The 26834-nt window shown below is 63.4% G+C and carries 18 protein-coding genes; 12 read left to right on the top strand and 6 right to left on the bottom strand.

Annotation, left to right across the window (positions count from 1 at the left end; genetic code table 11):
- Nucleotides 1-34: 34 nt before the first annotated feature.
- The 7 genes from D2E23_RS06545 (at nt 35) to D2E23_RS06575 (ending at nt 10909) form a co-directional block, all read left to right on the top strand.
- Nucleotides 35-1060 carry a YihY/virulence factor BrkB family protein gene (locus D2E23_RS06545; protein WP_241227242.1) on the top strand — a complete coding sequence of 342 codons (1026 nt, stop codon included), beginning with the start codon at nt 35-37 and terminating at the stop codon, nt 1058-1060.
- 244 nt (nt 1061-1304) lie between these two features.
- Nucleotides 1305-2933 carry an ABC transporter substrate-binding protein gene (locus D2E23_RS06550; protein WP_093961282.1) on the top strand — a complete coding sequence of 543 codons (1629 nt, stop codon included), beginning with the start codon at nt 1305-1307 and terminating at the stop codon, nt 2931-2933.
- A 270-nt stretch (nt 2934-3203) separates the two neighbouring features.
- The gene (locus D2E23_RS06555) at nt 3204-4229 is read left to right on the top strand and encodes an ABC transporter permease (protein ID WP_241227248.1); all 1026 of its coding nucleotides are present in this window, start codon (nt 3204-3206) and stop codon (nt 4227-4229) included.
- A 1-nt stretch (nt 4230) separates the two neighbouring features.
- Nucleotides 4231-5364: an ABC transporter permease gene (locus tag D2E23_RS06560; RefSeq protein WP_126030164.1), complete on the top strand. Its 1134-nt coding sequence runs from the start codon at nt 4231-4233 to the stop codon at nt 5362-5364.
- Nucleotides 5365-5366: 2 nt separating this feature from the next.
- Nucleotides 5367-7106, top strand: a complete 1740-nt coding sequence (locus D2E23_RS06565; protein ID WP_126030165.1) for a dipeptide ABC transporter ATP-binding protein — start codon at nt 5367-5369, stop codon at nt 7104-7106.
- A gap of 272 nt (nt 7107-7378) precedes the next feature.
- Nucleotides 7379-9010 (top strand): ABC transporter substrate-binding protein, encoded by a 1632-nt coding sequence (locus tag D2E23_RS06570; RefSeq protein WP_126030166.1) that lies wholly within the window; start codon nt 7379-7381, stop codon nt 9008-9010.
- Nucleotides 9011-9316: 306 nt separating this feature from the next.
- Nucleotides 9317-10909 (top strand): ABC transporter substrate-binding protein, encoded by a 1593-nt coding sequence (locus tag D2E23_RS06575; protein ID WP_126030167.1) that lies wholly within the window; start codon nt 9317-9319, stop codon nt 10907-10909.
- Nucleotides 10910-10954: 45 nt separating this feature from the next.
- Here D2E23_RS06575 and D2E23_RS06580 read toward each other — a convergent pair whose 3' ends face one another.
- A complete protein-coding gene (locus D2E23_RS06580; RefSeq protein WP_164520720.1) occupies nt 10955-12487 on the bottom strand; it encodes a PASTA domain-containing protein in 1533 nt (510 codons plus the stop codon).
- A gap of 10 nt (nt 12488-12497) precedes the next feature.
- Here D2E23_RS06580 and D2E23_RS11610 point away from each other — a divergent pair, with 10 nt between their 5' ends.
- Nucleotides 12498-12824 (top strand): hypothetical protein, encoded by a 327-nt coding sequence (locus tag D2E23_RS11610; protein ID WP_164520721.1) that lies wholly within the window; start codon nt 12498-12500, stop codon nt 12822-12824.
- A gap of 244 nt (nt 12825-13068) precedes the next feature.
- Nucleotides 13069-14418, top strand: a complete 1350-nt coding sequence (gene xylA, locus D2E23_RS06585; RefSeq protein ID WP_126030169.1) for a xylose isomerase — start codon at nt 13069-13071, stop codon at nt 14416-14418.
- Nucleotides 14419-14674: 256 nt separating this feature from the next.
- On the opposite strand, the gene D2E23_RS06590 is transcribed toward xylA, so the two are convergent.
- On the bottom strand, nt 14675-16201 hold the full coding sequence (locus D2E23_RS06590) for a xylulokinase (protein WP_126030170.1): 1527 nt from the start codon (nt 16199-16201) through the stop codon (nt 14675-14677).
- A 329-nt stretch (nt 16202-16530) separates the two neighbouring features.
- Here D2E23_RS06590 and D2E23_RS06595 point away from each other — a divergent pair, with 329 nt between their 5' ends.
- Complete coding sequence (locus D2E23_RS06595; protein ID WP_126030171.1) at nt 16531-17829, top strand: ROK family protein; 1299 nt, start codon at nt 16531-16533, stop codon at nt 17827-17829.
- Between the two features lie 107 nt (nt 17830-17936).
- On the opposite strand, the gene D2E23_RS06600 is transcribed toward D2E23_RS06595, so the two are convergent.
- From D2E23_RS06600 to D2E23_RS06610, 3 genes are all read right to left on the bottom strand, one after another.
- Complete coding sequence (locus D2E23_RS06600; RefSeq protein WP_126030172.1) at nt 17937-18218, bottom strand: hypothetical protein; 282 nt, start codon at nt 18216-18218, stop codon at nt 17937-17939.
- Between the two features lie 274 nt (nt 18219-18492).
- On the bottom strand, nt 18493-18993 hold the full coding sequence (locus D2E23_RS06605) for an NUDIX hydrolase (RefSeq protein ID WP_126030173.1): 501 nt from the start codon (nt 18991-18993) through the stop codon (nt 18493-18495).
- A 2-nt stretch (nt 18994-18995) separates the two neighbouring features.
- The gene (locus tag D2E23_RS06610) at nt 18996-20615 is read right to left on the bottom strand and encodes an aminopeptidase P family protein (RefSeq protein ID WP_126030174.1); all 1620 of its coding nucleotides are present in this window, start codon (nt 20613-20615) and stop codon (nt 18996-18998) included.
- Between the two features lie 255 nt (nt 20616-20870).
- On the opposite strand from D2E23_RS06610, the gene D2E23_RS06615 reads away from it, so the two are divergent.
- Together D2E23_RS06615 and smc are read left to right on the top strand one after the other, a co-directional pair.
- Entirely contained in the window at nt 20871-22286 is a 1416-nt protein-coding gene (locus D2E23_RS06615; RefSeq protein WP_126030175.1) for a bifunctional folylpolyglutamate synthase/dihydrofolate synthase, read from the top strand.
- Nucleotides 22286-25885, top strand: coding sequence for a chromosome segregation protein SMC (gene smc / locus D2E23_RS06620; protein WP_126030176.1), 3600 nt, complete (start codon nt 22286-22288; stop codon nt 25883-25885). The genes D2E23_RS06615 and smc overlap by 1 nt, the downstream gene beginning before the upstream one ends.
- 199 nt (nt 25886-26084) lie before the next feature.
- Here smc and D2E23_RS06625 read toward each other — a convergent pair whose 3' ends face one another.
- Nucleotides 26085-26801, bottom strand: a complete 717-nt coding sequence (locus D2E23_RS06625) for an aspartate/glutamate racemase family protein (RefSeq protein ID WP_126030177.1) — start codon at nt 26799-26801, stop codon at nt 26085-26087.
- Between the last annotated feature and the right edge of the window lie 33 nt (nt 26802-26834).

The raw sequence follows: 26834 nt of genomic DNA on the forward strand, positions 1-26834 counted from the left end.
ACGGCAAATACCCGAACGGGGGAGGGGAGTGACCGTGGGTGGATCCGCAGGGGAACTGATCGCCACTGTGATGCACTGGTGGAAGCGGTCGCTGCCCGGACGCCTGATCGACCGCTATCTTTCGCATCGTGGTTCGCTCATGGGCAACGGACTGGCCTACGGACTGCTGTTCGCCTTCTTCGGCGGCGTATGGATGGCGCTGTCGCTCGCCGGCGTGATCGTGATCGGCAACGAGCAGCTGCAGCGGATGCTGATCGACGCGGTGAACACGGTGATTCCCGGCAGTGCCGACACGTTCCTGTCCGCATCGGTACTGGCCAAGGCCTCGAACACCTTCACTTGGACCGGTCTGGTCACCGTCGTCATCTTCTGGTGGACGGTCACCGGATGGATGGATTCGCTGCGCACCGCGGTGCAGGACATGTTCGACGACTATCATGACGACGTCGATCTGGTCAAGGCCCGTCTGCGCGACACCGCCGCGGCCATGATGGTGACGCTGCTGTTCATCCTGTCGACCGTCGCTGGCACCGTGTCCAGCGGTCTGGTGCGCGCCCTGCTGACCTGGCTGGGCATTCCCGGCGATTCGTTCGCCGGATCGCTAGCGTTGGACGTGGTCGGTCTGTGCTCCGGACTGATATTGAACTTCCTTCTGTTTCTTCTGCTGTTCCGCGTGGTCGCGCACATCCATGCCGGCCGATTCATGATCGCCGCATGCGCATTGGGAGCGGTGACGCTTACCGTCATGCAGCTGTTCGGCACCAAGCTGCTCGGCGGCGCGTCAAGGAATCCGCTGCTCGCGCCGTTCGCCGCCATCATCGGTGTGCTCATCTGGTTCAATCTGGTGGCGCAGGTGATCATGATCTGTTCGGCGTTCATTGCTGAATGCCGTCACGATCCCTCCCTGTGCGTTCCCACGTCGGGTGATCGCACTGTGAACGACCGCACTGTGAGTAACCGCACTGTGAGTGATCGACCTGTGAACAATCACACGGCGTCGGACGTCGTGGAGGATCACGGGGAAACGGAACCGTCACGGCATGACTCGCGTTCGCTGTGAGCGTAGAGCCAGCCAAATCGTCTTGGTTGGGTTGATACCGCGGCTGACCGACCGGTCATATTCCGTTAACCCTACCGTATACCGAGATAAACCCTATGAATATCCTAGGTATTCGCTATAACACTTATTTGTACTTTTGTACCCTGATATGGCCCTGACCCATGCGGAACATGCGGACGGAATGGGACCTGTGATGTTCAGGCCGCCGGCAACGGCGGAAGGAAACAAACGAAGAGAGGTACTCGTGCAGAGTAAAAAGATTCTCGCGGCGCTCGTGTCCGTCGCCGCGATCGCGTCGCTCGCAGGCTGCGGCGGCGTCAAGGATGACGCGTCCTCCGCGGATTCCAACGCCATCACCATCGGCACCACCGACAAGATCGTCAGCCTCGATCCTGCCGGTCAGTATGACAACGGCTCCTTCGCCGTGATCATCAACGTGTTCCCGTTCCTGTTCTCCCAGAACTACGATGAGTCCGAGATGAGCCCGGACATCGCCGCCGACGACGGCAGCTGGAACGCGGACGGCACCGAGTTCACCGTCAAGATCAAGCCGGGCCTCAAGTTCGCCAACGGCCACGATCTGACCTCCTCCGATGTGAAGTTCTCGTTCGATCGCGTCAAGAAGATCAACGACGAGAACGGCCCCGCCTCGCTGCTGGCCAACATCGAGTCCATCGACACCCCGGACGACACGACCCTCGTGTTCCACTCCGCCGTGAAGAACGACGTGACCCTCAAGCAGGTCCTCGGCTCCCCGGCCGGCCCGATCGTCGACGAGCAGGTGTTCTCCGCCGACAAGCTGACCGACGCCGACACCATCATCAAGGGCAACGCCTTCGCCGGCCCGTACAAGCTGACCTCGTTCAAGCTCAACGAGGCCGTGGCCTACGCCAAGAACGACGCCTACAAGGGTCTGACCCCGGCCAAGAACAACGCCGTACAGGTGAAGTACTTCGCCGACGCGTCCAACCTGAAGATGGCCATCGAGCAGGGTCAGGTCGACGTGGCGTACCGCACGCTCACCCCGACCGACATCTCCGACCTGAAGAAGAACAACAAGGTCAAGGTCGTCACCGGCCCCGGTGGCGAGGAGCGCTTCATCACCTTCAACATGAAGGTCATGCCGTACGGTGAGTCCCAGCCGAACGCCGACGCCAACAAGGCTAAGGCCGTGCGTCAGGCCGTCGCAAGCCTGATCGACCGCGAGGAGCTCGCCAACACCGTGTACAAGGGCACCTACACCCCGATGTACTCCTACATCCCCGACGGTCTGACCGGCCACGAGGATACCTTCAAGACCACCTACGGCGACGGCAAGGGCGGCCCCAGCGTCGACAACGCCAAGAAGATCCTCTCCGACGCCGGCGTGTCCACCCCGGTGGACCTCAAGCTCCAGTACAACGCCGAGCACTACGGCTCCAGCTCCGCCGACGAGTACGCGGCCATCAAGTCCCAGCTCGAGCAGGGCGGCCTGTTCAAGGTCGATCTGCAGCAGACCGAGTGGACCCAGTACCAGAAGGAACGCGTCGTCACCGACAGCTCCGACGGTGCCTACCCGGCCTACCAGCTCGGCTGGTACCCGGACTACTCCGACCCGGACAACTACCTGTCCCCGTTCTTCCGTGATGGCAACTTCGTCAACAACGGCTACTCCAACAGCCAGATCAACGACCTGATCGTTCAGCAGGCCGGCGAGCAGGACTCCGCCAAGCGCGTGGAGCTCCTGAAGCAGATCCAGCAGCTGGAGACCGAGGACATCTCCACCCTGCCGCTGCTGCAGGGTGCTCAGGTGGCCGTGACCGGCACGAACATCTCGGGCGTCAAGCTCGATGCTTCGTTCCGCTTCCGCTACTCCTCTGTGACCAAGTCCTGAGGCTGACCCACGTAGAGAACGGCGGTCCCGTGACGTTCGCGACGTTTTCGTGAAACATAGCAGGACTACGCTCTACACATAAATTGCAAGGGGGATGCCCGACGCCGCCAGTCAAGGCGCGTGCCGGACATCCCCCTTTACCCAGTAAAGGCCCTGAAACGATCGGGGCACCAATCCAAGGAGAAACGAGTGGCGTCGAAAGCCCAAGCTCTCAACGAGCAGCCGCAGAACGCAGCGGCTGAAACTCCTGAGCAACCCAAGAAAAACAGGATATCCGGCGGGTTCTTCCGATTCGTCATCGTCCGATTCCTGCTCATCATCCCCACCATCTTCATTCTGGTCACCATCGTGTTCTTTGTGATGCGAGCCACCGGTGACCCCATCACCGCGGCCCTCGGCGGACGACTGACCCCGCAGGAGCTGCAAGCCCGAATCCATGCGGCCGGATACGATCGACCGCTCATCGTGCAGTACATCGACTACCTTGGTGACCTGCTGCACGGCGACCTCGGCACCACGCTCACCGATAACCAGCCGGTGATCTCCGTGCTCAGCCGCTATGGCGCCGCCACCTTCGAGCTGGCCATCATGGCCCTCGTCATCGCGCTGATCGTCGGCATCGGCCTGGGTCGCATCGCCGCCCGCCGCCGCGACCGCGCCGTGGACGCCGGCATCCGTACCTTCGCCATCCTGTGCTACGCGACCCCCGTGTTCTTCCTGGGTCTGCTGCTCAAGCTCATCTTCTCCGTGTGGCTGGGCTGGCTGCCGAGCTCCGGCCGTTCCTCGCTGTCGTCCGAAATGCAGTTCAGCCGTCTGGTCTCGCCCACCGGCCTGTACATCGTCGACGCGCTGCAGCTGGGCGACATGACCGTGCTGGCCGACGTGCTCCAGCACGCCGTGCTGCCCGCACTGGCCCTGGGCCTGCTCACCGCCGGCGTGTTCATCCGCCTGGTGCGCACCAACGTGATCAGCACCTACACCTCCGGCTACGTGGAGGCCGCCCGCTCCCGCGGCGTCTCCGAAAAGCGCCTGCTGAGCAAGCACGCCTGGAAGCCGGCCCTGATCCCGATCATCACCGTGATGGGCATGCAGATCGCCCTGATGCTCGCCGGTGCCGTGCTCACCGAGACCACCTTCGAATGGAAGGGCCTCGGCTTCATGCTGTCCACGTATCTGAAGGCGCGTGACTTCACCGCCGTGCAGGGCATCGTGATCCTCATCGCGATCATCGTGTCGGTGGTGAACTTCATCGTCGACGTGATCAGCGCCCTGATCGACCCGAGAGTGAGGTACTGACATGACCGCCGCCAATTCCACGCCCACCGTTCCCGGCGACGATCGTCTCGCCGAGCTCAAGGCCAAGAACCAGCAGTCGTTCTTCTCCAAGCTGCCGATCGTCAAGCAGCTGCGCATCGCCGTCGGCTGGCAGAAGGGCATGCTCATCACCGGTCTGGTGCTGTGCGCGTTCTTCCTGCTCGTGGCCATCTTCGCCCCGCTGATCGCGCCCTATGGATACTCGCAGATCAAGGACGCCAGCGGCAAGGCGTTCCCGACGCAGGCCGCGCCGAGCGCCGACCACATCTGGGGCACCACCGTGGGCGGCTTCGACGTGTTCAGCCGCACCGTGTGGGGCGCCCGCACCGCCGTCATCGCCATCCTCGTGGCCGTGGTCTGCTCGATCTTCATCGGCGTGATCCTCGGTCTCGTCTCCGGCTACTTCGGCGGCTGGGTCGACCGCGTGCTCGTGGTTATCGCCGACGCCATCTACTCCTTCCCGTCGCTGCTGCTCGCCATCCTCATGGCCATCATGATCTCCGGCGGCCAGTCCGGCCTGTGGGCGGGCATCCTCTCGTCCGGCCTGTCGATCACCGTGGTCTACATCCCGCAGTACTTCCGCACCATCCGTGCCGAGGTCGTGCGCATGAAGGAATCCGCGTTCATCGAATCCGCCCGCGTGATCGGTGCTCCGACCTGGCGCATCATGACCAAGCACCTGCTGAAGAACTCCACCCGTACGCTGCCGGTCATCCTCACGCTGAACTCCTCCGAAGCCATTCTGACCCTCGCCGGTCTGGGCTTCCTCGGTTTCGGCATCGAGCCGACCGCCGCCGCCGAATGGGGCTACGACCTCAACCGCTCCGTCTCCGACGTGACCGCCGGCATCTGGTGGACCGCCGTGTTCCCGGGCGTGGCGATCGTGCTCATCGTGCTCGGCATTACCCTGGTGGGCGAGTCCCTCAACGATCTGGCCGATCCGCGACTGCGTGCCCGCAAGTCCGCCGGTGAAGTCATCGGCAGCATCGAGGACACCTCCGTCGACCCGTCCACGCAGAAGGACGCCGCCGAGGTCGTCTTCACCGATCCGAAGGTCGCCGCCGACTCCGCCGCCGGCGAGACCGAATCCACGTCCACCGCGAGCAAGGGAGAATGATCATGGCTGATTCCGTGAAGAACACTGCCAACGCCGTGAGCGACGGCGATCTCGCAGCGATCAAGGACCTGAGCGTCTCCTTCGTGACCGACGCCGGTCCGATCAAGGCCGTGGACAAGGTGAACCTGACCATCCCGCGCAAGTCCATCGTGGGCATCGTGGGCGAGTCCGGTTCCGGCAAGTCCGTCACCGCGCGCTCCATCCTCAAGCTGCTGCCCGAGACCGCGTCCACCGCCGGTGCCATCTACCTCAAGAGCCGTGACGGCTCCAAGGAGATGGACGTGCTCTCGCTGTCCGGCGAGGATCTGCGCAAGATGCGCGGTGAAGAGGCGGCCATGGTGTTCCAGGAGCCCAACTCGGTGCTCAACCCCGTGTACACCATCGGCTGGCAGATCGCCGAGGGCCTGCGCGCCCACGGCATCACCGACAAGCACGAGCAGCGCGCCAAGTCCATCGACATCCTCAAGAAGGTGGGCATCCCCGACGCCGAAACGCGCATCGACTACTACCCGCATCAGTTCTCCGGCGGCCAGAAGCAGCGCATCGTCATCGCCATGGCGCTCGTGCTCAACGCCGGCCTGATCCTGGCCGACGAGCCGACCACCGCACTCGACGTGACCGTGCAGGCCGAGATCCTCGACCTGCTGCGCATGGCCCGCGACGAGTTCGACGCTTCCGTGCTGATCATCACCCACAACATGGGTGTGATCGCCGACGTTGCCGACGACGTGATCGTGATGTACCGCGGCCACGTGGTGGAGCAGGGTAGCGTGGAGCAGATCTTCTACTCCCCGCAGCACGACTACACCAAGCGACTGCTCGCAGCCGTGCCCCGCATCGGCCAGAAGCTCATCGTCAAGGACGAGAACGGCAATGTGATCGACCGCAAGGTGGACTGGCGTACCCAGCCCATCGCCGTCAAGGCCCGCGGTCTCGAGATCACGTACCCCGGCCACCTGATGCAGCCCGACTTCAAGGCCGTCCGCGGCATCGACTTCGACATCCACCGTTCCGAAGTGGTGGGTCTCGTGGGTGAGTCCGGTTCCGGCAAGTCCACCACCGGCCGTGCCATCGCCGGTCTGCAGCGCATCTCCGGCGGTTCGCTCAACGTGCTCGGCATGGAGATGAAGGGCTTCAAGGAGCGCGACTTCAAGCCGAAGCGTGCCGACATCGGCTTCGTGTTCCAGGATCCTGGCAGCTCGTTCAACCCGCTGATGACCATCGCGCAGAATGTGGCCGAGCCCCTGCTCGTGCACAAGAAGTACGATTCGCTGGCCTCCGCCCGCAAGTATGTGGAGGAGCTGCTCGAGATGGTGCAGCTGCCCAAGGCCTACATGGACCGCTTCCCGCACGAGCTGTCCGGCGGCCAGCGTCAGAGGGCCTCGCTGGCCCGCGCCCTGGCGCTCAAGCCGCCGCTGCTGATCGCCGACGAGCCCACGTCCGCGCTGGACGTGTCGGTGCAGGCCAAGGTGCTTGAGCTGTTCAAGCGCCTGCAGGTGGAGATCGGCTTCGCCTGCCTGTTCATCACCCACGACCTCGCGGTGGTCGACATGCTCGCCGACCGCGTCATGGTGATGCACAAGGGTGAGATCGTGGAGCACGGTGACACGGATGACATTCTGCGCAATCCGCAGAACCCGTACACCAAGAAGCTGCTCGCCTCGCTGCCGATCCCGGATCCGCGCGAACAGGCCAAGCACCGCGAGCATCTGCACGCCCTGCTTGCCGAGGAGAACAAGTAGTCTCCATTCGCCGCGACCATAATCGCCAAGGCTCCCGCCCCCCGTTCATGGGGACGGGAGCCTTTTTGCGATATCGACCGGTGCCGGTGTCAGTGTCAGTGCCGGGGGATAGGGCGGCAATGATCCGAAACCGTGCCGTCGTGAACCGGAAACAAAAGACATCTGTTTGGTTGTTTCAACTAACGAAGGGGAAACCGAAGCGCAACATGGCAGACGGATAGTCAGGGCAATCCCGCACATCGAGCGGGAGCGTCAGGAGGAAGACGAATCCCATGAATATCAAGAAGATCGGAGCGGCCATGGTATCCGTGGCCGCCGTGGCGTCGCTGGCCGCATGCGGCGTCAAGGATGGCGGATCGTCGTCATCATCGTCCGGTGACACGCTGACCATCGGCACCACCGACAAGATCGTGAGCCTCGACCCGGCCGCGTCCTACGACAACGGTTCGTACGCCGTGCAGATTCAGGTGTTCCCGTTCCTGTACGCGCAGGATTACGGACAGTCCGACATGAGTCCGGACATCGCCGCCGACGACGGCAGCTGGAATGCGGACGGCACCGAGTTCACCGTGAAGCTCAAGTCCGGCCTGAAGTTCGCCAACGGCCACAAGCTCACCTCCTCCGACGTGAAGTTCTCGCTCGATCGCATCAAGAAGATCAACGACGAGAACGGTCCCGCCTCGCTGCTCGCCAACGTGGAATCCGTGGCGACTCCGGACGACACCACCGTGGTGATCAAGGATTCTGTGAAGAACGATGTGACCCTGAAGCAGGTGCTGGGGTCGCCGGCCGGCCCGATCGTGGACGAGGAGGTGTTCAGCGCCGATAAGGTGACCGACGCCGACACCATCGTCAAGGGCAACGCCTTCGCCGGCCCGTACAAGCTGACCTCGTTCAAGCTCAACGAGGCGCTGGCCTATGCGAAGAACGATTCGTACAAGGGTCTGACCCCGGCCAAGAACAACGCCGTGCAGGTGAAGTACTTCGCCGATGCCTCCAACCTCAAGCTCGCCATCCAGCAGGGGCAGGTGGATGTCGCCTACCGTCAGCTCACGCCGACCGACATCGCCGACCTGAAGAAGGACAGCAAGGTCAAGGTCGTCAACGGCCCCGGCGGCGAGGAGCGCTTCATCACCTTCAACATGAAGATCATGCCGTACGGCGAATCCCAGCCGAACGCCGACGCCAACAAGGCCAAGGCCGTACGCCAGGCGGCGGCCAATCTGATCGACCGCGAGGCGCTGTCCACGAACGTGTACAAGGGCACCTACACCCCGCTGTATTCCTTCATCCCCGACGGCCTGTCCGGTCATGACGACACGTTGAAGAGCGCGTACGGTGACGGCAATGGCAAGCCGAGCGTGGAGAAGGCGAAGAAGGTGCTCGAGGACGCCGGCGTCTCCACTCCGGTCGAGCTGAGCCTGCAGTACAACGCCGAGCACTACGGCGCGAGCTCCGCCGACGAGTATGCGGCCATCAAGTCCCAGTTGGAGAACGGCGGCCTGTTCAAGGTGAATCTGCAGCAGACCGAGTGGACCCAGTACCAGAAGGAACGTGTGGTGACCGAGGATTCCGATGGCTCCTATCCGGCCTACCAGCTGGGCTGGTTCCCGGACTATTCGGATCCGGACAACTACCTGTCCCCGTTCTTCCGCGATGGCAACTTCGTGAACAACGGCTACTCCAACAGTCAGGTCAACGATCTGATCGTGCAGCAGGCCGGCGAGCAGGACAAGTCCAAGCGTGAGGATCTGCTGAAGCAGATCCAGCAGCTGGAGACCGAGGACCTGTCCACCCTGCCGCTACTGCAGGGTGCTCAGGTGGCCGTGACCGGCACAAACGTGTCGGGCGTCAAGCTCGATGCCTCGTTCCGCTTCCGCTACGCTTCCGTGACGAAGAGCTGACCGGCGATACGCAGCGGCCGTACCTTACGGGTGCGGGCGATTCCATGATCCAATGATCATGAGAGTCGCCCGCACCCGTTTTTCGTGTCCGTGTTCGCGTGTTCGTTCATGTATTCGCCCCATGCGGCATCGTGCCATAATGAAATGCGGCCGCTGGCCGAATCTTGCCGAATGGGGAATGCAAGGAACACGAATAGGGGGAAACGGACGTTGACGTATCTGTCATCGTATGGCTTGGACCGTGGCGTATCGGGACCGATCCGATCGTTGTGGAGACATGTCGGTGTTCTGATCGGCGCATTGCTGATGACTGTGTCGGTGCTGCTGCTGTCGGGCTGTGGGGGAGTGAGACCCGACACGGCGATCTCCGGCGACGTCATATCCGTTGGTACTACCGACAAGGTGAACATGCTCGACCCGGCAGGCACCTATGAGACCGGTTCGTACGCGGTATTCATGCAGATCTACCCGTTCCTGTTCTCGCCCGACTATGGGCGGTCCGACATGAGTCCGGATATCGCCGCCGACGACGGCACGTGGAGCGCGGACGGCACCGAGTTCACCGTCAAACTCAAGCCGGGTTTGAAGTTCGCCAATGGCCATGCACTGACATCCTCCGACGTGAAATTCTCGCTCGACCGCATCAGGAGGATCAACAGCGCCAACGGTCCGTTGCCGCTGATGGCCAATATCGAATCCGTGGAGACGCCCGACGACACCACCGTGGTGATCAGGGATTCCGTGAAGAACGATGTGACTCTGAAGCAGGTGTTGGGTTCTCCGGCCGGTCCGATCGTGGACGAGCAGGTGTTCAGCGCTGGCAGGCTGACCGACGATTCCGTCATCGTCGCATCCAATGCATTCGCCGGTCCGTATACACTGACCGATTTCAAGCTCAACGAATCTGCGATCTATCGGCGTAATACGGCGTACCGTGGGCTCACTCCGGCAAGGAACGCCGCCGTGCAGGTGCGGTACTTCGCCGATGCGGCCAATCTCAAACTCTCCGTCCAGCAGGAGCAGGTGGATGTGGCATACCGGACGCTCACGCCCACCGATATCGCCGATCTGCGGCGTGATTCCCGTGTGCGGATCGTCACCGGTCCCGGTGGCGAGGAACGATACCTCGTCTTCAATATGAAGATCATGCCGTATGGCGAGGCCCGTCCGAACGCCGACCAGGGCAAGGCGTTGGCCGTGCGCGAGGCGGTCGCGGATCTGGTGGATCGGTCGGCGTTGGCGAACGGCGTGTACAAGGGGACGTATACGCCGCTGTATTCCTTCATTCCCGACGGTCTGTCCGGTCATGACGACACGTTGAAGAGCGCGTACGGTGACGGCAACGGCAAGCCGAGCGTGGAGAGGGCGAGGAAGACGTTGACGGACGCCGGCGTGTCCACTCCGGTCGTACTTGATCTGCAATACAACACCGACCATTACGGGGCCACGTCGACCGACGAATACGCAGCCGTGAAGACCCAGTTAGAGAACGGCGGTCTGTTCAAGGTGAATCTGCAGCAGACCGAGTGGACCCAGTACACCAAGGACCGTGTGGTGACCGACAAGTCCGACGGTTCGTATCCGGTCTACCAGCTGGGCTGGTTCCCGGACTATTCGGATCCGGACAACTACCTGTCTCCGTTCTTCCGCAGCGATAACTACCCGAGCAACGGCTACAGGAACGCGCGCATGGACGAGCTGCTGGCGGCCCAGGCCGGCGAACAGGACTCCGCCAAGCGCGAGGATCTGCTCAAACAGATCCAGCAGCTGGAGACCGGGGACTTGTCGACCATCCCGCTGCTGCAGGGCTCACAGGTGGCCGTGACCGGCAGGGATGTGTCGGGTGTGAGGCTCGATGCCTCCTTCCGCTTCCGCTACGCCTCGGTGACGAAGGACTGAGCTGGCCGCAACGTCCGGTAGGTATTCAGATTGCGGTGTGGAACATCACTGCTTCTCCGATGCGTCGGACGATGCCGACGAGCTTGGTGTGACGTCGATGCCGGGCAGTGAACTCCAATCGATATCCTGCAGGCCTTCGACCAGGTAGTACACGTTGTTCGCGTTGGGTGCCTGCTTGAACGGTTTCATGCTCGGACCGGGAGAGTAGGGATCGACGGTGAGTGTGGAACCGTTGTCGGCCTTGACCGTCTTGTACGCGGAGTTGTCGCGGCGGATCAGATACACGCGGTTCGCGTCGGGCTTGTAGTTGGATGATCCGTCGAAGTAGCCGTCTGCCTTGAGCTTGTCGAGATCGGCTCCGACCGGCATGACCACGAAGAATTCCTTGGGAACGTAGGTCAGGTCGCTCTGGTCGCCGCTGGCGCCGGATATGCCGGAGGTGCCGAATACGGTCTTGCCGTTGACGCAGGAGACGGGGCCGTCGCCCACGAATGGATTGTCTCCACAGTTGGGCAGGCCGAAACCGGAGAACAGTTCCATGGCGCCGGTGTCGCCGTCGATGAGGAAGTCCTTCATGGAGTCGGTCATGTAGCTGGCGCTGGGGTTCGGGACGCAGCCGTAGGCGTCCTGCGAATATGCGCAGAGTGAAAGACCGTCCCAGACGGTGTCGGAACCATAGTCGCCGACGTTCTGCTGTCCGTCGACGGCCAGGGTATACGGCTTGCTGCTGGTCGCGGCCGTCTTCAACGTTACGCAGTCGCCGTTGTCCGTGCAGTACTTGCCGGCCAGAGCCGTGGTGTTGGTCATGGCGATGTCGGTGCTGCCATATCCGAGTTCCTGTCCGACGACGTCGTTCTTCTGGCTGGCGTCCACGCCGTAGTACAGCGTCACCGCCGATCCGGCGCTGCGGACAACGCCGGGTTTCGGTTCGGAGTCGACGATCTTGCCGAGATACTGCTTCGACGAGAAGCGCGGTGTCATGGTCACCGTAAGTCCCTGGGAGACGAACTTCGACTGTGCCTCGTCCTTGTCCATGCCGATGACGTCGTAGCCGACGGTGTTCACTTGCGTCGTGGCGGTGGCCACGCCGACCTGGATGCCGGTGGACTTGTCGGTGACCGCCGCGCCGTCGGCCGGATAGGTGGCGAGAACCGTGCCCTCCGGATGCTTCGACGTGTCGGTGACCGGCATCTGGTGGAACGTGACCGGCACGTTCATGTCCTTGAGCGTGGTCACGACATCGGCGGCCTTGCTTCCTTCCGTGCCTTTGGGCACGCCGGGACCCATGGACTCGTTGACGGTCACGGTCTGCCCGTTTTTGACGGTGTCGCCGGGCTTCATGCCGTCATATCCGGTGAACGCTCCTACGGTCTTGCCGGAGTAGACCTTCTGCACCTTGGTCTTGATGCCCTGCCTGCGCAGTTCGGCGACGACGTTGACCGCGGTCGGATTCTTGTCGCCCGTGGTGCTCGAACCGTTCGACTGCGGGATTTCACTGGCGGCGGGCAGTGCGTACGCCTCGTTCCGCTGCCAGCCTTGATGATAGGTGAAGAACAGGGCGCCCAATACGACCGCCACGATCGCGACGATGAGCAGGATGTTGAGGGGGAGTCGTTTTGCCGTTGCGGCGGACGTCGGTGAGGTTGCGGGCGTTCCGTTCGTCATCGTTCCGGTCGGAGGTTGGGTTCCCATCGGGGATGTGCCGTTCGATGGCGGTGTGGATTGCCACGAGGGTGTTGCGGCCGGCGTCGTTGGCGTGGACTTCAGCGGACGGCCGCATCCGACGCAGAATTTCTCGCCGTCATTCGCCTTCGTGCCGCAGTATTTGCAGAACATGGGTGCCTCTTCCTTCATTGATCGCCTTTCTCCAGTGTATTCCCCCGTGGAAGATCAACGGATGGGGCTGATCGCGTGACTGGCAGAGAGACGTGTGGCGGTGATGAAGAGTTGGGTGAATACCCCCGATGGCATGTGGCGTCCGGCGGTGGCGACACACCGGATAGCCAATAAGTTTTTTGATTTGACAAACATTATTCAATGGTTTTACTATATAGATGTTCGCGGCGGGCGGATGAGGTTTCCGACAGGCCGTGGGATAGTGCATCATCGCGATGCAGGGCAAGAATATGACTTCGCCAGACAAGAGCAAAGGAGTTCTCATGGCACTGTGGGACATCGACAAGATTCCGTTCGTTGGCAAGGAAAAGGGCCTGCAGCAGGGCCTCGGCTTCCATTACTACGACGCCGACCGTGTGGTCGCCGGCAAGAAGATGAAGGATTGGCTGCGCTTCGGCGTCGCCTGGTGGCACACCTTCGACGCCGAGCTCGTCGACCCGTTCGGCGTGGGCACCGCGCATCGTCCGTGGCAGGGCAAGTACTCCGATCCGATGGACGAAGCCCTCGCCAAGGTGGACTACGCCTTTGAGTTCTTCACCAAACTTGGCGTGGAGTACTTCTGCTTCCACGACCGCGACATCGCCCCCGAGGGCGACACCCTGCGCGAAACCAACGCCAACCTTGACAAGGTCGTTGACAAGATCGAGGAGAACATGAAGTCCACCGGCGTCAAGCTGCTGTGGAACACGTCCTCGCTGTTCACCAACCCGCGCTTCGTGGCCGGCGCCTCGACCTCGCCGTACGCCGACATCTATGCCTACTCCGCCGGCCAGCTCAAGCATTCGCTGGAGATCGCCAAGCGTCTCGGTGCCGAGAACTACGTATTCTGGGGAGGTCGTGAGGGTTACGAGAACCTGTGGAACACGCAGATGAAGCGCGAGCAGGAGCACATGGCCAGGTTCTTCCACATGTGCCACGACTACGCCAAGGAGATCGGTCTGGACGCCCAGTTCCTGATCGAGCCGAAGGCCAAGGAGCCCACCACCCACCAGTACGACTTCGACGCCGCCACCGCTATCGCGTTCCTGCGCGGCTACGATCTGATGGACGTCATGAAGCTGAACCTGGAAGGCAACCACGCCAACCTGGCCGGCCACACCTACCAGCATGAGATCCGCACCGCCCGCGACGCCGGCGTGCTTGGCTCCCTTGACGCCAACCAGGGCGACAAGCTGCTCGGCTGGGACCTCGACGAGTTCCCGACCGACCTCATGGAAACCGTCTCCGTGATGTGGGAGGTGCTCGACGAAGGCCAGATCGGTCCCCATGGCGGTCTGAACTTCGATGCCAAGCCCCGCCGCTCCTCCTTCTACGCCGAGGATCTGTTCCGCTCGCACATCGCCGGCATGGACACCTACGCCGCCGGTCTGCTCGTGGCCGCCAAGCTGCACGAGGACAAGGTCATCGAGAACCTGACCGCCGACCGCTACAGCTCCTACGACTCCGGCATCGGCGCCACCATCGAAAACGGCACCGCCACGCTGGCCTCCCTGGAAGAGTACGCGCTCGACAAGCCGCAGTCCGAACTGATCGCCGCCACCAAGTCCGATCACCTCGAGTGCGTCAAGTCCACCTTGAATAACTACATGGTCCAGGCACTCGCCGAAGCGTGATGTTCGGTCTTCTGAAACCGGCCCCGTAAGAGGAAGCCCGGTGTGTCCCAGTGTGGGATGCGCCGGGCTTTTCTGATGCTTCTTTGACGCGCGCCTGTGTCGAATACGCCGCGCGGGAGGGGCTTTGGGTCCTCTTTGACGCATGCGTACGACAAAGAAACACCGTACCGTCCTCTCCAGTGCTCAACCGACGCGAATGTGCGTCAAAGAAGCATCGAAGAGGACGGTACGGTGGAATCCCGATATGCGGCCTTGCTCAGCCGCGACGCCTGGCGTAGGCCTCGTAGACCTCGGGCGTCGGCTCGGCGGACTCGACGCCATCGATCGTGATCCGCCATGCCGGGGGTTCGCAGGCCGTTCCCGAGTCGGTCTGGGCCGCGGCCAGCACCCAGGCCGCCTGACGGGCCGCGCCGATGGCCACGTACTCGTCGGTCGCGGGCAGCGTCACGTCCATGCCGAACACGGCGGGCGCAAGCGCACGCACGGCCGGGGACTTGGCGCCGCCGCCGATCAGCAGAATGCGGTCAATGCGTGCGCCGAGTGCGCGCACCAACTCGATGCAATCGCGCTGCGAACACAGCAACCCCTCTACGAACGCCCTCGCCAGATGCTCGCGCGTGGTGTTCGCCAGCGTCAGGCCCTCCAGACGGGCCGTGTCGTCGGGACGGTTCGGCGTGCGCTCGCCGTCGAAGTAGGGGACCAGTGTGATGCCGCCGGCGCCGGGTTCCGACGCGAATGCCAATGAGGCGAGTTCGTCGTAATCCACGCCGAGTGCGTGACGGCCGGCGTCAAGGATGCGCGAACCGTTGATCGTGCAGGCGAGCGGCAGGAAATGACCGGTGCAGTCGGCGAATCCGCTGATCGCACCGGTGAGGTCGTACGTGGGGTTCTCTGCGATGGCCGCGGCCACGCCGGACGTGCCCAACGACACCGATACGTCGCCAACACCCATCGACAGGCCGAACGACGCCATGGCGTTGTCTCCGCCGCCGGGTCCGATCAGGCATCCGCCTTTGACGGCGCCGCCGGCGATCTCCGGAGAAGTCTTGATCGGCGCCGCCTCGGACGGGCCGAGTACGCGCGGCAGGATGACATCATGCCGGCCGAGCGCCAGATCAAGCAGATCGAGACGGTACTCGTTGGTCGCGGCATCGAAGTAGCTGGTGCCGGACGCGTCAGAACGGTCGGTGAACAGCGCATCGAGATGCGCGTTCTCACCGTCGGCGACCGGCCCATAGCCGGCGATGCGCCAGCTCAGCCAATCATGCGGCAGACAGATCGCGGCGATGCGCGCCGCGTTGTCCGGTTCGTTCTCGGCGACCCATGCCACCTTGGTCAGGGTATAGGATGCGACGGGGGAGGAACCCACCGCCTTCACCCAGCGTCGCACGCCACGCGCGTGGATCGCGTCCTCGTCGTTGCCGTCCGGTTCGTCGCTTTCGGCGTCGGTCGTTCCAAGTGTGCGGATCAGAGCCTCGGCCTGCGGCGCCGAGCGGGTGTCGTTCCACAGCAGCGCGTCGCGGATCACGGCACCGTGTTCGTCGAGCAGCACCATGCCGTGCTGCTGGCCGCCGACGGCGATCGCGGACACGTCGTCGAGTCCGCCGGCCTGTCGGGCCGCTTCGCGAAAGGCCTTCCACCATGCCTCGGGGTTTACGCTGGTGCCGTCGGGGTGCTTCGCCGAGCCGAATCGTACGAGTTCTCCCGTCTTGGCGTCGGTGACGCGCACCTTGCATGATTGTGTGGAGGTGTCGACGCCGGCCACCAGAATCCGTTCTGTCATAACCGCTCCCATCTGTTCGTTGTCGATATGGTGATGTGATATGCATACGTTCGTCCGGCCTCGTGGCGTCACGGCGATCGACGTCATCGTGATCGGCCCGGCCGGATTCCGTCTTCCAGTATACCAATTAATTAGACGAAAAAACTAATTGTCGGGAAAGTGATGACGAACCAGTGTGACGGCTCAGGATTGCATCGCGCCGAACATGTTGTAAGGTAAAGGAAAAGCACTTAGTTCAACGACGTTCCAAACTGACGCATATGCGGCGACGAAGCATACCCGGCGCGGCGTCATACAACACGGGATCATAGGATCAAAAGGACACTGTCATGTCGCGATCGCGAAGTATCAATCAGGACGACCTGCGTAACCACAACCTGTCGGTGGTGCTGACCACACTGCTGCAGTCGGATGCGCCGATGAGCCGTGCACAGCTGGCCAAGTCAACCGGTCTGACCAAGGCGACCATGTCACTGCTGTCCGACATTCTGCTGACCAACGAAGTGGTGGAGGAGCTCGACCCGCAGCAGAAGGCGGGAAACGGGCGGCCCAGCACGCCGCTGGCGTTCCGCCCGGGCTGCTGGGTGGGTATCGGCATGCAGATCAATACCGATGGCTACGGCTACACCGTCACCGACATCGCCGGCGAGACCGTGATGGGGGAGTGGGTGGACCGCCCGATGACCGGTGTGACGCCTGATGAGGCATTCGCCGCCCTGGATGAGCTGCTGCTGCCGGCGGAGGCCACCCTCAAGCGTCGTAACTACCGCATTGTGGGCACCGGACTCGCCTTGCCCGGTCTGATCGCCGGACAAGGAACCGGAGAGCAGCGTTTGCTCATGGCACCGAATCTCGGTTGGACGAATATCGACCTGCATCAGTACGACGCGGTACGGCGTCTGGAGGCGTTGGCCGACAACGAGGCGAATCTTGCCGCCATCGCGCAGATCCCCGGATACGCGTCGTGCCGTCCGACCGCGCAGGTCGAGGATGTGGCGCGGGAGACGGAACGTGAGCATGCCGATGAGGATGCACGGCCCGGGGAGACGCTGTCTCCCAACGACTCCTTCCTGTATATCTCCACCGACGTCGGTGTGGGCGGAGCGTTCGTGCGTTCGGGGGCTCTGGTACGTGGCGATCACGGATTCGCCGGTGAGCTCGGCCACGTGTCCGTGGACATGAATGGTCCGCAATGCCGGTGTGGCAGGCGGGGCTGCTTGGAAATGTACGCGGGACGGCGTGAACTGGTGCGTGCCGCAGGAATCGCCGACGGCGACGAGGCCGTGCAGAGTCGATACGTGCAGGAGCTTCATGACCGGTGGCGCGATGGAGACGGCAAGGCGGCGAGTGCCATCGATCAGGCGTTGAATGCCATGGCCTCCGTGGCGGCGACGGTCATCAATGTGCTGGACGTCGACACCATTGTGCTCGGAGGGTTCTGGTCCGTGTTCGGCGAGGAGCTGGCCGCCCGACTGCGTGAGCGCGTCGTGCCGCAGATTCTCGCCGGCGGTTCGATCGACCTGCGTGTGCTGTCCTGCGCGTCGCAGGAGCATCCGGCATTGCATGGTGCCGCCGCCTATGGTCTTCGCCGCTTCATCGAACGGCCGATGGATTTTCTGGACATCTGAACGATATCCGTTGAACGCATGATGGGAGTGGAACCGGCCATGTTCGGCTGGTTCCACCCCCATCATGATTCTGATCGTCGGCCAGGGGCGGCCGATGTTTGACGGCGTCAGCGGAAGTCGAAGATATCCCAGTGCGAGGCAAGGAAATCGTTGATCGGACGCAGGTGGCCGATCACGTATCCCACGACGGCGGTGATCAGGATCACCCAGGACTCGGTGTCTGAGCCGATGAAGTACATGCAGATCAGCATGCCGATGAGCGCGACCACGAGCACGAGCGACAGGCCCATTTGGGCGCCGTCCATCATGCGTGCGCTGGTCGGCAGCGAGGCGAACAGCACGCCGATCACGAACGCGATGATGCCGAAGATGATGGTGAGAACGGACATGGATTCCTTTCGGTAGAGGATGGGTGGATGATGCGGGGAAGGACTTCGTTGGCGATGGGGCCGCATCTGATGGTTGGAGGAGGTCGGAGGGCATGGAAGGATTCCCTCCCTGTCACGGCATACGCAGGTGTCGGGCCCTCCCTCAGTCCGGCTGCGCCGGCCAGCTCCCTCCCTCGGAGGGAGCACATGCTCTTTCTCTTCGTTCTCCCTCCTGGGGAGGGAGATGCCGTGGCGCAGCCATGGCAGAGGGAGGGCCCAACCCGGTCCTCAGCGTCTACTCCAGCGAGAACAAGGCCTTCCCGTCGCCGGCGTCCTTCCATCGGCGCACGTACCCCATGCGCTCCACGGTGGTGGCCGCCAACGGCGAGGGCAGATCATCCACGTCGAACCAGCCCACGTTCAGACTCTCGTCGTCACCCACGAACGGATCGGTGTTGCCGCCCTCGGTCAGCCGGCAGACGAACAGATGGTCCATGTACATGGCCTGGTCGCCGTTGCCATAGGTGAGCATGCGCGTGGACGACTTGACGGACACCAGATCGGTGGGCACGCAGTCCACGCCGGTCTCCTCCTTCACCTCACGCACCACGGTCACGGCCGGCTCCTCGCCAGGCTCGTTGATGCCGTACACCATGGCCCATTCGCCGGTGTCGCTGCGGCGACCCAGCAGCACGCGACCATCGGCGTCCTCCACATAGGCGGAGACGCCGATCAGCCACAGCGGGTCATGACCGATCTTCTTGCGCAGCTCGAGAATGAATTCCGGAGTGGCCATGCTCAGCGCTCCTCGGCACTGGAGCTGGCTGCACCGGCGGCGGCACGCTCGGCCATCCACGCCTCGACATCGTCGGGCTGCTTCGGAATGTCATGGCTGATCCATTCGGGACCGTTCTCCGTCATCAGCACGTCATCCTCGATGCGGATGCCGATGCCACGGTATTCCGGCGGCACGAGCAGATCGTTCTCCTTGAAGTAGAGACCTGGTTCGATGGTGAACGTGATGCCCGGCGTGATCGGACGCTCCTGATACGACTCGAAACGAGCCTGCGCGCAGTCATGCACGTCGAGCCCCAGATGATGCGCCACACCGCAGGCGAGCCAACGACGATGCTGCTGGCCCTCGGGGGAGAGGGACTCCTCCACGCTCACCGGCAGAATCCCGAACTCATGCAGCGACTCGGCGATCGAGCGCATCACCGCATCATGGATGTGATGGTAGGTGACACCCGGCTTGGCGGCGTCGAAACCGGCCTGCTGCGCCTTGAGCACGGCCTCGTACAGGCGGCGCTGGAACGGTGTGAACTTGCCGTTGGTGGGGAAGGTGCGGGTGATGTCGGCGGTGTACAGGCTGTTGACCTCCACGCCGGCGTCGATGAGCAGCAGATCGCCGGTGTCGATGCTGCCGGTGTTGCGCACCCAGTGCAGCGTCGCGGCGTGCGCGCCGGAGGCCACGATCGTCTCATAGCCCTCGTCGTTGCCTTCCTCGCGGGCGTTGGCGTTGAACGCACCCTCCAGGATGCGTTCGCTGCGCGGCTTGTCGAGTGCGCCGGGCAATGCGGTGAGCATACGGTCGAAGCCACGCTTCGTGGCGGCCACGGCCTTGCGGATCTCACCCACCTCGTACTCATCCTTGACCATGCGCGCCTCGGCCGCATACTCGTGCAGACGATCGTCGGCGGCACGGTTGCGGTCGGGATCGGCCCAGCCGTTCTGCTCGCGGATGCGCTCCACCTCGCCGGTGATCTGCGGATCGGCCTCGCGCACCACGCGCAGCTGCACGGCGCCCTCCTCCGGGCCCACGTCCTTGGACAGCGCATCGAACAGCTGCGAGATGTCACGGGTGTCCAGACCGGTCATCGTGGTGAATTCCTTGAGACCCGGACGGGCGCCCACCCAGTATTCGCCGTAGCCGGAACGATAGTAGTCCTCGGTCGTCTGATCGGCGCGCGGCTTGAGGAACAGCGTGGCCGTATGCGTGCGTCCGGCCTTGGCGTCCTCCCCGTTCGGATCCACCGGGTCGAGCACCAGTACGGCGCCAGCCTCGTAGTCCTCGCCGAGTCCCGTATAGTAGGCGAACGTCGTATCCGGACGGAACGCGTAATCGCAGTCGTTGTTGCGGGTCTTGGGCTGGCCGGCCGGGATGACGATGCGGCTGCCGGGGAATCGCTTGCCAAGCGCCTCAAGACGTGCGGGAATGTACTTGCTGGACTCCAGCGGCGTGACCCCGGGATCCACCTCGCCCCAGCCCTCGGTCATGAACTGTTTGAATGATTCCGAACGCGGGGAGAGCGTACGATTCGCCACGCGCTCGCCCACGGCCTGCGCGCTCAGCTCCTCCTCGTCCTGCTGATACCTTTTCTCCGCCTGTGCGCTTCGTGCCTCGTCGCTTGCCGACATCGCGCCGCTCCTTTCGATCGTGCCCGTGCAGCGTCCGCATGACGTCTGCATCGCTATCGCTCATCTTAGGAGATGCTTCACGCGAATGGCGTTCATCATGCCACCGGCGTCGTCACGATGTACGCCCGCCGCGTATGGGCGCGCATGGTCACAGCGATTGCCTAGAATACATCGAGCATCGATGTGCATCGACCATTGCCGTGCGCATCGGATACTTCAGACGTGACGCGCGGAAAGGGCATGAAGGCAAGAGGTATGTCTTTCGAACATCCGAACACTGCAGGAACAAGCCTCAACGAGGTGTATCGCACGATCATGAAGCGGGCTCCCGAGCACGATTTCGATCCCACGCTCGACCGCATGCAGATGATGATGGACCTGCTGGGGCATCCTGAGCAGTCGTTCCGTGTGGTGCACATCACCGGCACGAACGGCAAGGGGTCCACCGCCCGCATGGTCGAGTCGATCTGCCGCCATTACGGTCTGCGCACCGGACTGTACACGTCGCCGCACGTGGAATCGATCACCGAACGCATCTGCATCGACGGACAGCGCCTGTCCGACGACGAGTTCGTTGACATCTGGGATCAGATCAAGGACTTCGTGGACCTGGTCGACGCCAAGTCCGTCGAGCAGGGTGGCCCGAAGATGAGCTTCTTCGAAGTGCTCACCGCCATGGCCATCTGGGCATTCGCCGACGCGCCGGTCGATGTGGCCGTGATCGAGGTCGGCATGGGCGGCCGGTGGGACGCCACCAACGTGCTCAATGGCGACGCGTCGATCATCGGTCCGGTGGACATGGACCACATGCAGTGGCTGGGCGACACCGTGGAGCAAATCGCCACCGAGAAGGCCGGCATCGTCAAGCCCAACTCCACCGTGATCGTCGGCCCGCAGACCCATGAGACCGTGCTGCCGATCATCGAGGAGGCCGTACGCGAGCAGGGCGCACAGGGACTGGTGCGTGATGGCCAGGAGATGGAGGTCGTCTCCCGCCAGCTCGCCGTCGGCGGTCAGATGGTCACGCTGCGTACGCCGAACGGCGTGTACGAGCAGGTTCCCGTCGCCATGTTCGGCGAGCATCAGGCGCACAACGCTTTGTCCGCGCTCGCCGCGGCCGAAGTGGTGATTCCGGTCAACGGTCCGCTCGACGGCGACGTGGTCGCCGAGGCTCTGGGCAGCGTGAAGGTGCCCGGTCGCATCGAGGTGGTTCGCAACTCGCCAACGATCATCGTGGACGGCGGCCATAACATCCAGGCGGTCACCGCACTGCGCGAGGCCATCGAGGAGAACTTCTCCTTCCAGCACCTCATCGGCGTGGTCTCCATGATGGCCGACAAGGAGGTCGAGTCCGTGCTCGGCATCCTCGAGCCGATCCTCGACACCATCGTCGTCACCCAGAACTCGTGGACGAGCCGCGTCATGCCCGCCGAGGATCTCGAGAAGATCGCCATCGACGTGTTCGGCCCCGACCGCGTGATCCGCAAGGACTTCCTGCCCGACGCCATCCAGGCCGCCGTCGATCTCGCCGACGAATCCGACGAGACGGGCATCGGCTACGGTCAGGGCGTCCTCGTCTGCGGCAGCTTCGTCACCGCCGGTGACGCCCGTCATCTGCTGAAGGAACAGCCGAACGCCGACCTCGCCAAACCGAAGTCGGAGCGCGCCTAGTGTATCTCAAGGAACTCACGCTCAAGGGCTTCAAATCCTTCGCCTCCGCCACCACGCTCCGCTTCGAGCCCGGCATCACGGCAGTGGTGGGACCCAACGGCTCTGGCAAGTCGAACATCGTCGACGCCCTCACCTGGGTGATGGGCGAACAGGGCGCGAAGAACCTGCGCGGCACCTCCATGGAGGACGTCATCTTCGCGGGCACCACCTCGCGCCCCGCACTCGGCCGTGCCCAGGTGTCGCTGACCATCGACAACTCCGACCGCGTGCTCGACATCGACTACACGGAAGTGACGATCAGCCGCACCATGTTCCGCGGCGGCGGTTCCGAATACGAGATCAACGGCACACCATGCCGTCTGCTCGACATCCAGGAACTGCTCAGCGACACCGGACTCGGCTCGCACATGCACGTGATCGTCGGCCAGGGACGACTCGACCAGATCCTGCACGCCGACCCGGCCGGCCACCGCGCGTTCATCGAGGAGGCCGCCGGCATCCTCAAGCACCGCAAACGCAAGGAACGCGCGCTCCGCAAGCTCACCGCCACCGAAGCGAATCTGGCACGCCTCGACGATCTGCTCGGCGAAATCAGGCGCCAGATGGGACCGCTCGGCCGCCAGGCGCGCATCTCACGCAAGGCGGACGCCATCCAGGTGTCCGTGCGCGACGCGCAGAGCCGCATCATGGCCGACGACGCCGCACAGCTGATCGAACGACGAACCGCCAACCGTGAGGAACTCACCCGCGTGCGCGGCGAACTCGCCGGCGAACAGCGCACTCTGGCCGAGGTCAAGATCCGCATCGAACAGGTGGAGGCCGCCTCGCGCGAATCCTCGCCGACCATCGCCAAGCTCACCGCCACATGGCATGAGATGAGCCAGATCCACGAACGACTCGAATCCCTCGCGTCCCTGGCCGACGAACGACGCAGCTCGCTCCTCGGCCAGATCACCGACAATCTCGGCGAAGACCCGGATCTGCTCGCCCGCCGCGCCGACGAACTTTCCGTACAGGCCAAGGACCAGCACATCAAGGCCGCCGAAGCGCAGCAGACACTCACCCAGGCACAGGAGCATCGCGCCGATCTCGAACGTCAGCTCGCATCCCTGCGGCAGACCATGACGGAACTGCGCAAAAGCACCCGCGAACGGGAAACCCGCATCGCCCAGCTTCGCGAGCTCATCGCCCGTGAAGAGGCGCTGCTGCAATCCACCACGGCGCAGCGCACCGATCTCAATGGCCAGGGGGAAGCCCTACGAGCCCAACTGGATACCGCCGTCGCCGAACAGGCCAAACTCGAACACCGAATTCCGACGGACGATGAGCCCGACGACACTGCGCTCGTCGAAGCCCGTACGGCGCTCGATCAGGCCCAGGCGCAGGTACGAGAGCTTGAGGACCGCCGCCGCTCGGTAGAAACCCGTATTGTCTCACTCACCGCCAAGGCCGACGCGCTCGCGGACACCCTCGATGGTCGCAACGCGGCAGGTGCGCTGGAACAGGATCCACAGACGGGCGCACTGGGCCATCTCACCGACTTCATCCAGGTGGAGGATGGCTGGGAGGAAGCGGTCTCCCACGCACTCGACGTGTTCGCCGGTGCGATCGTGGTGGCCGACGACGAGAACATCGATCATGCGTTGACCCGCGCAAAGTCGGACCGGCTGGGCAAGGCCGTCGTACTCAGGACGATCGCCGCGGCGGGAACGGGTGAGATCCCGTCTCCGACGGATCGGACGGAGACGTCTGCCGCCGACCGGGCCGATCTGCCCGGCATCGCCGACTTCATCCACGTCAATCCGAACGCCGCGAACGCGGACACCGCACAGGGTACGGTCCGAGCCGTCCGCCGGCTCATCGCCGACGTGGCGGCCGTACGATCGCGCGACGAGGCCATGCACGCCGTCCGTCACGGTTGGCACGCCGCGGTCACCATGGACGGAGAACTGTTCCGTGGCGGTGTAGCGGCGGTCGGCGGTTCGGCCCTTGCCCAGAGCGATCTGAGCTTGGCCGCACGCCGTAATCGTGCACTGGCCGAAGTGGATACGCTGAACGGCGAACTTGCCACGCTGGACAACACGCTGACGACAGCCCGCGAACGATCGGGGCAGGCCGCTGAACGGGTGCAGACCGAACAGTCCCGGCTTGCCGAACATCGTCTGCAGGTCCAGCGATCCCGCCAGATGCTGCAGGCCGCCGGCGAGCGCACCGAGTCGCTGCGCGGCAGACTGGATGCCTTGGAACACAAGGCCTCCGCAATCGACGAGGAACAGCGCGCCCATACGCTCAAGCTCAACGATCTCAATCGGGCCATGACCTCCGCGAACGCCGCTCAGGACACGCATACGGACATCGACGATCTGGACGCCCGCGAGCACGAACTGGAGAACGCGCTGGCAGTGGCCCGCAACGACGAACTCGCCGCCACCATGGCCTGGAACGAGACATCACGTCAGGCGCAGTCGTTCGCCCGCCAGGCGGCCCTTCTGCGTGACAACGCGCATCAGGCCGAGCAGCGTCGCAGCAGAATCGAAGAGCTCAACGCCAAGCGCCGCGCACAGGCCGGACAGGCCGCCCGCGTCGCTGAACGTGCCAGAGCCGTGGCTCGGGATCTGGCACGACGCATAGCCCAAGTGGAGGAGCGTCGTACCACCGAGCAGCGATCCGCCGCCAAAAACGACGACGCGCTCGCCGACCTGCGTACCCGCCGCGACCACCTGGAGCCGCGTGTGTCCGATCTGCGCAGCCGGGAACATGGTCTCGACATGAATCGGGAACGTATGGCCGCCGACTACGAGCAGCTCGCCGACCGTATCTCCGAGACCCTGGGCATGACCGTGGAGGAGATCGTCCGCGACTACGGTCCCGACAAACCGGTTCCGGTGTTCGACGAAACCGGAAATCCGAACGGGGAGACCGCCTACGTGCGCGACGAACAGGTACGACGACTGGAGCAGGCCAAGCGCGACCTCATCAAACTCGGCAAGGTCAACCCCCTTGCCACCGAGGAATACGATGCGCTCAAGGCCCGTAACCAGTACCTCAACGATCAGCGCAACGACGTGGCCCGCTCCCGCGACGACCTGATGGCCCTGATCAGACAGCTCGACACCACCATGGTCGAGGTGTTCCGCAAGGCGTTCGACGACACCGCCGAAGCGTTCACCACCATGTTCGGCGTATTGTTCCCCGGCGGCCACGGCATGCTGAAACTCGACAACCCGAACGATCCGCTCAACTCTGGCGTGATCGTGCAGGCCCGTCCCGCCGGCAAGCGCGTGAAGCGGCTGAGCCTGTTGTCCGGCGGCGAGCGCTCGCTGACCGCGTTGGCGTTCCTCTTCGCGATCTTCACCGCACGTCCCAGCCCGTTCTATGTGATGGACGAGGTGGAGGCCGCGCTTGACGACGTGAACCTGACCCGTCTGCTCGACGCGTTCGAGAAGCTGCGCGAGCACGCCCAGCTGATCGTCATCACGCATCAGCAGCGCACGATGGGCATCGCCGACGCGCTGTACGGAGTGACGATGCGTGCCGACGGTGTGACCGCCGTGGTGAGCCAGAAGCTGGAACGGGAGAAGGACCTGATCGGCGCGTGAGCGCGGTCATGACGTGGTGCCTGATTTTGTTGAATCATGCACCACGTCATAGTGAAACAACAAGGCCGGTGGGTGGCCGCAGACATGTATCAATGTCTGCGGCCACCCACCGGCCTTTATATGTAGTAAGCGATACTCCCCTCAGTCTGCTGCGCAGACAGCTCCCCTCAGAGAGGGGAGCCAGGACGCAATGAGACGATCATCCGCGGAGGGCCTTGGCGCGGGCGACGGTGTCGTCCACGAGGATGGCCTGCGCGTCGATGATGGGCTTGTCCGGCATGGGGAACGCCTCGTTGAGCACGGACAGTTCGGTGCAGCCGAGGATCACCGTATCGCAGCGGTAGTAGTCAAGCATGGTGTCGATGGCTGCCTTGTAGCGTTCCTGATTGAGCTCGCCGGTGCCCTTCACGTCGTGGTAGATCAGATAATCCACGCGATACTGCATGCTCTCGTCCGGTTCGACGAACTCGTATCCGGCTTCCTCCACGGCCTTGCGGTACACGCCCGAGGCGCGGGAGCCCTCGGTGCCCATGAACCCCACGCGTCGGTACTCGCCGGCCGGATACAGGCGGCTCATGCGCCGCACGGCGCCGCGCGGCATATGCAGGATCGGCACATCGGTGAGCGCCTGGAACCGGTCGTAGAAATAATGGGCCGTATTGCAGGTGAGCACGATGAAGCTCGCCCCCATGGCCGTGGCCTTCTCGATATCGTCGGCGATCACGGGGAAGGGATCCTCGTCGCTGCGGCCGAGAATGAACTCGGTACGATCGGGCACGCTGGCGTCGTTGAACACCACATAATCAAGGAACTCCTGATCACGATGCGCGTGCGTGGCCTGATTGACCAGACGCACGTAGCTTTCGGTAGCCAGGGATCCCATACCGCCCAGAACAGCGAAAAACGGTCGTTTCATGTACGCTCCACTTGCCTTGTCCGCCTCCTGCGG

Origin of the sequence: Bifidobacterium callimiconis (genome assembly GCF_003952005.1) — a bacterium.
GTDB lineage: Bacteria > Actinomycetota > Actinomycetes > Actinomycetales > Bifidobacteriaceae > Galliscardovia > Galliscardovia callimiconis.

What these genes read in the sequence shown, in the direction of transcription:
- D2E23_RS06560 (WP_126030164.1), top strand. Translation starts at nt 4,231, where the DNA reads ATGACCGCCGCCAATTCCACGCCCACCGTTCCCGGCGACGATCGTCTC.
- D2E23_RS06565 (WP_126030165.1), top strand. Translation starts at nt 5,367, where the DNA reads ATGGCTGATTCCGTGAAGAACACTGCCAACGCCGTGAGCGACGGCGAT.
- D2E23_RS06570 (WP_126030166.1), top strand. Translation starts at nt 7,379, where the DNA reads ATGAATATCAAGAAGATCGGAGCGGCCATGGTATCCGTGGCCGCCGTG.
- D2E23_RS06575 (WP_126030167.1), top strand. Translation starts at nt 9,317, where the DNA reads ATGACTGTGTCGGTGCTGCTGCTGTCGGGCTGTGGGGGAGTGAGACCC.
- D2E23_RS11610 (WP_164520721.1), top strand. Translation starts at nt 12,498, where the DNA reads ATGAGCAGGATGTTGAGGGGGAGTCGTTTTGCCGTTGCGGCGGACGTC.
- xylA (WP_126030169.1), top strand. Translation starts at nt 13,069, where the DNA reads ATGGCACTGTGGGACATCGACAAGATTCCGTTCGTTGGCAAGGAAAAG.
- D2E23_RS06590 (WP_126030170.1), bottom strand. Translation starts at nt 16,201, where the DNA reads ATGACAGAACGGATTCTGGTGGCCGGCGTCGACACCTCCACACAATCA.
- D2E23_RS06595 (WP_126030171.1), top strand. Translation starts at nt 16,531, where the DNA reads ATGTCGCGATCGCGAAGTATCAATCAGGACGACCTGCGTAACCACAAC.
- D2E23_RS06600 (WP_126030172.1), bottom strand. Translation starts at nt 18,218, where the DNA reads ATGTCCGTTCTCACCATCATCTTCGGCATCATCGCGTTCGTGATCGGC.
- D2E23_RS06605 (WP_126030173.1), bottom strand. Translation starts at nt 18,993, where the DNA reads ATGGCCACTCCGGAATTCATTCTCGAGCTGCGCAAGAAGATCGGTCAT.
- D2E23_RS06610 (WP_126030174.1), bottom strand. Translation starts at nt 20,615, where the DNA reads ATGTCGGCAAGCGACGAGGCACGAAGCGCACAGGCGGAGAAAAGGTAT.
- D2E23_RS06615 (WP_126030175.1), top strand. Translation starts at nt 20,871, where the DNA reads ATGTCTTTCGAACATCCGAACACTGCAGGAACAAGCCTCAACGAGGTG.
- D2E23_RS06625 (WP_126030177.1), bottom strand. Translation starts at nt 26,801, where the DNA reads ATGAAACGACCGTTTTTCGCTGTTCTGGGCGGTATGGGATCCCTGGCT.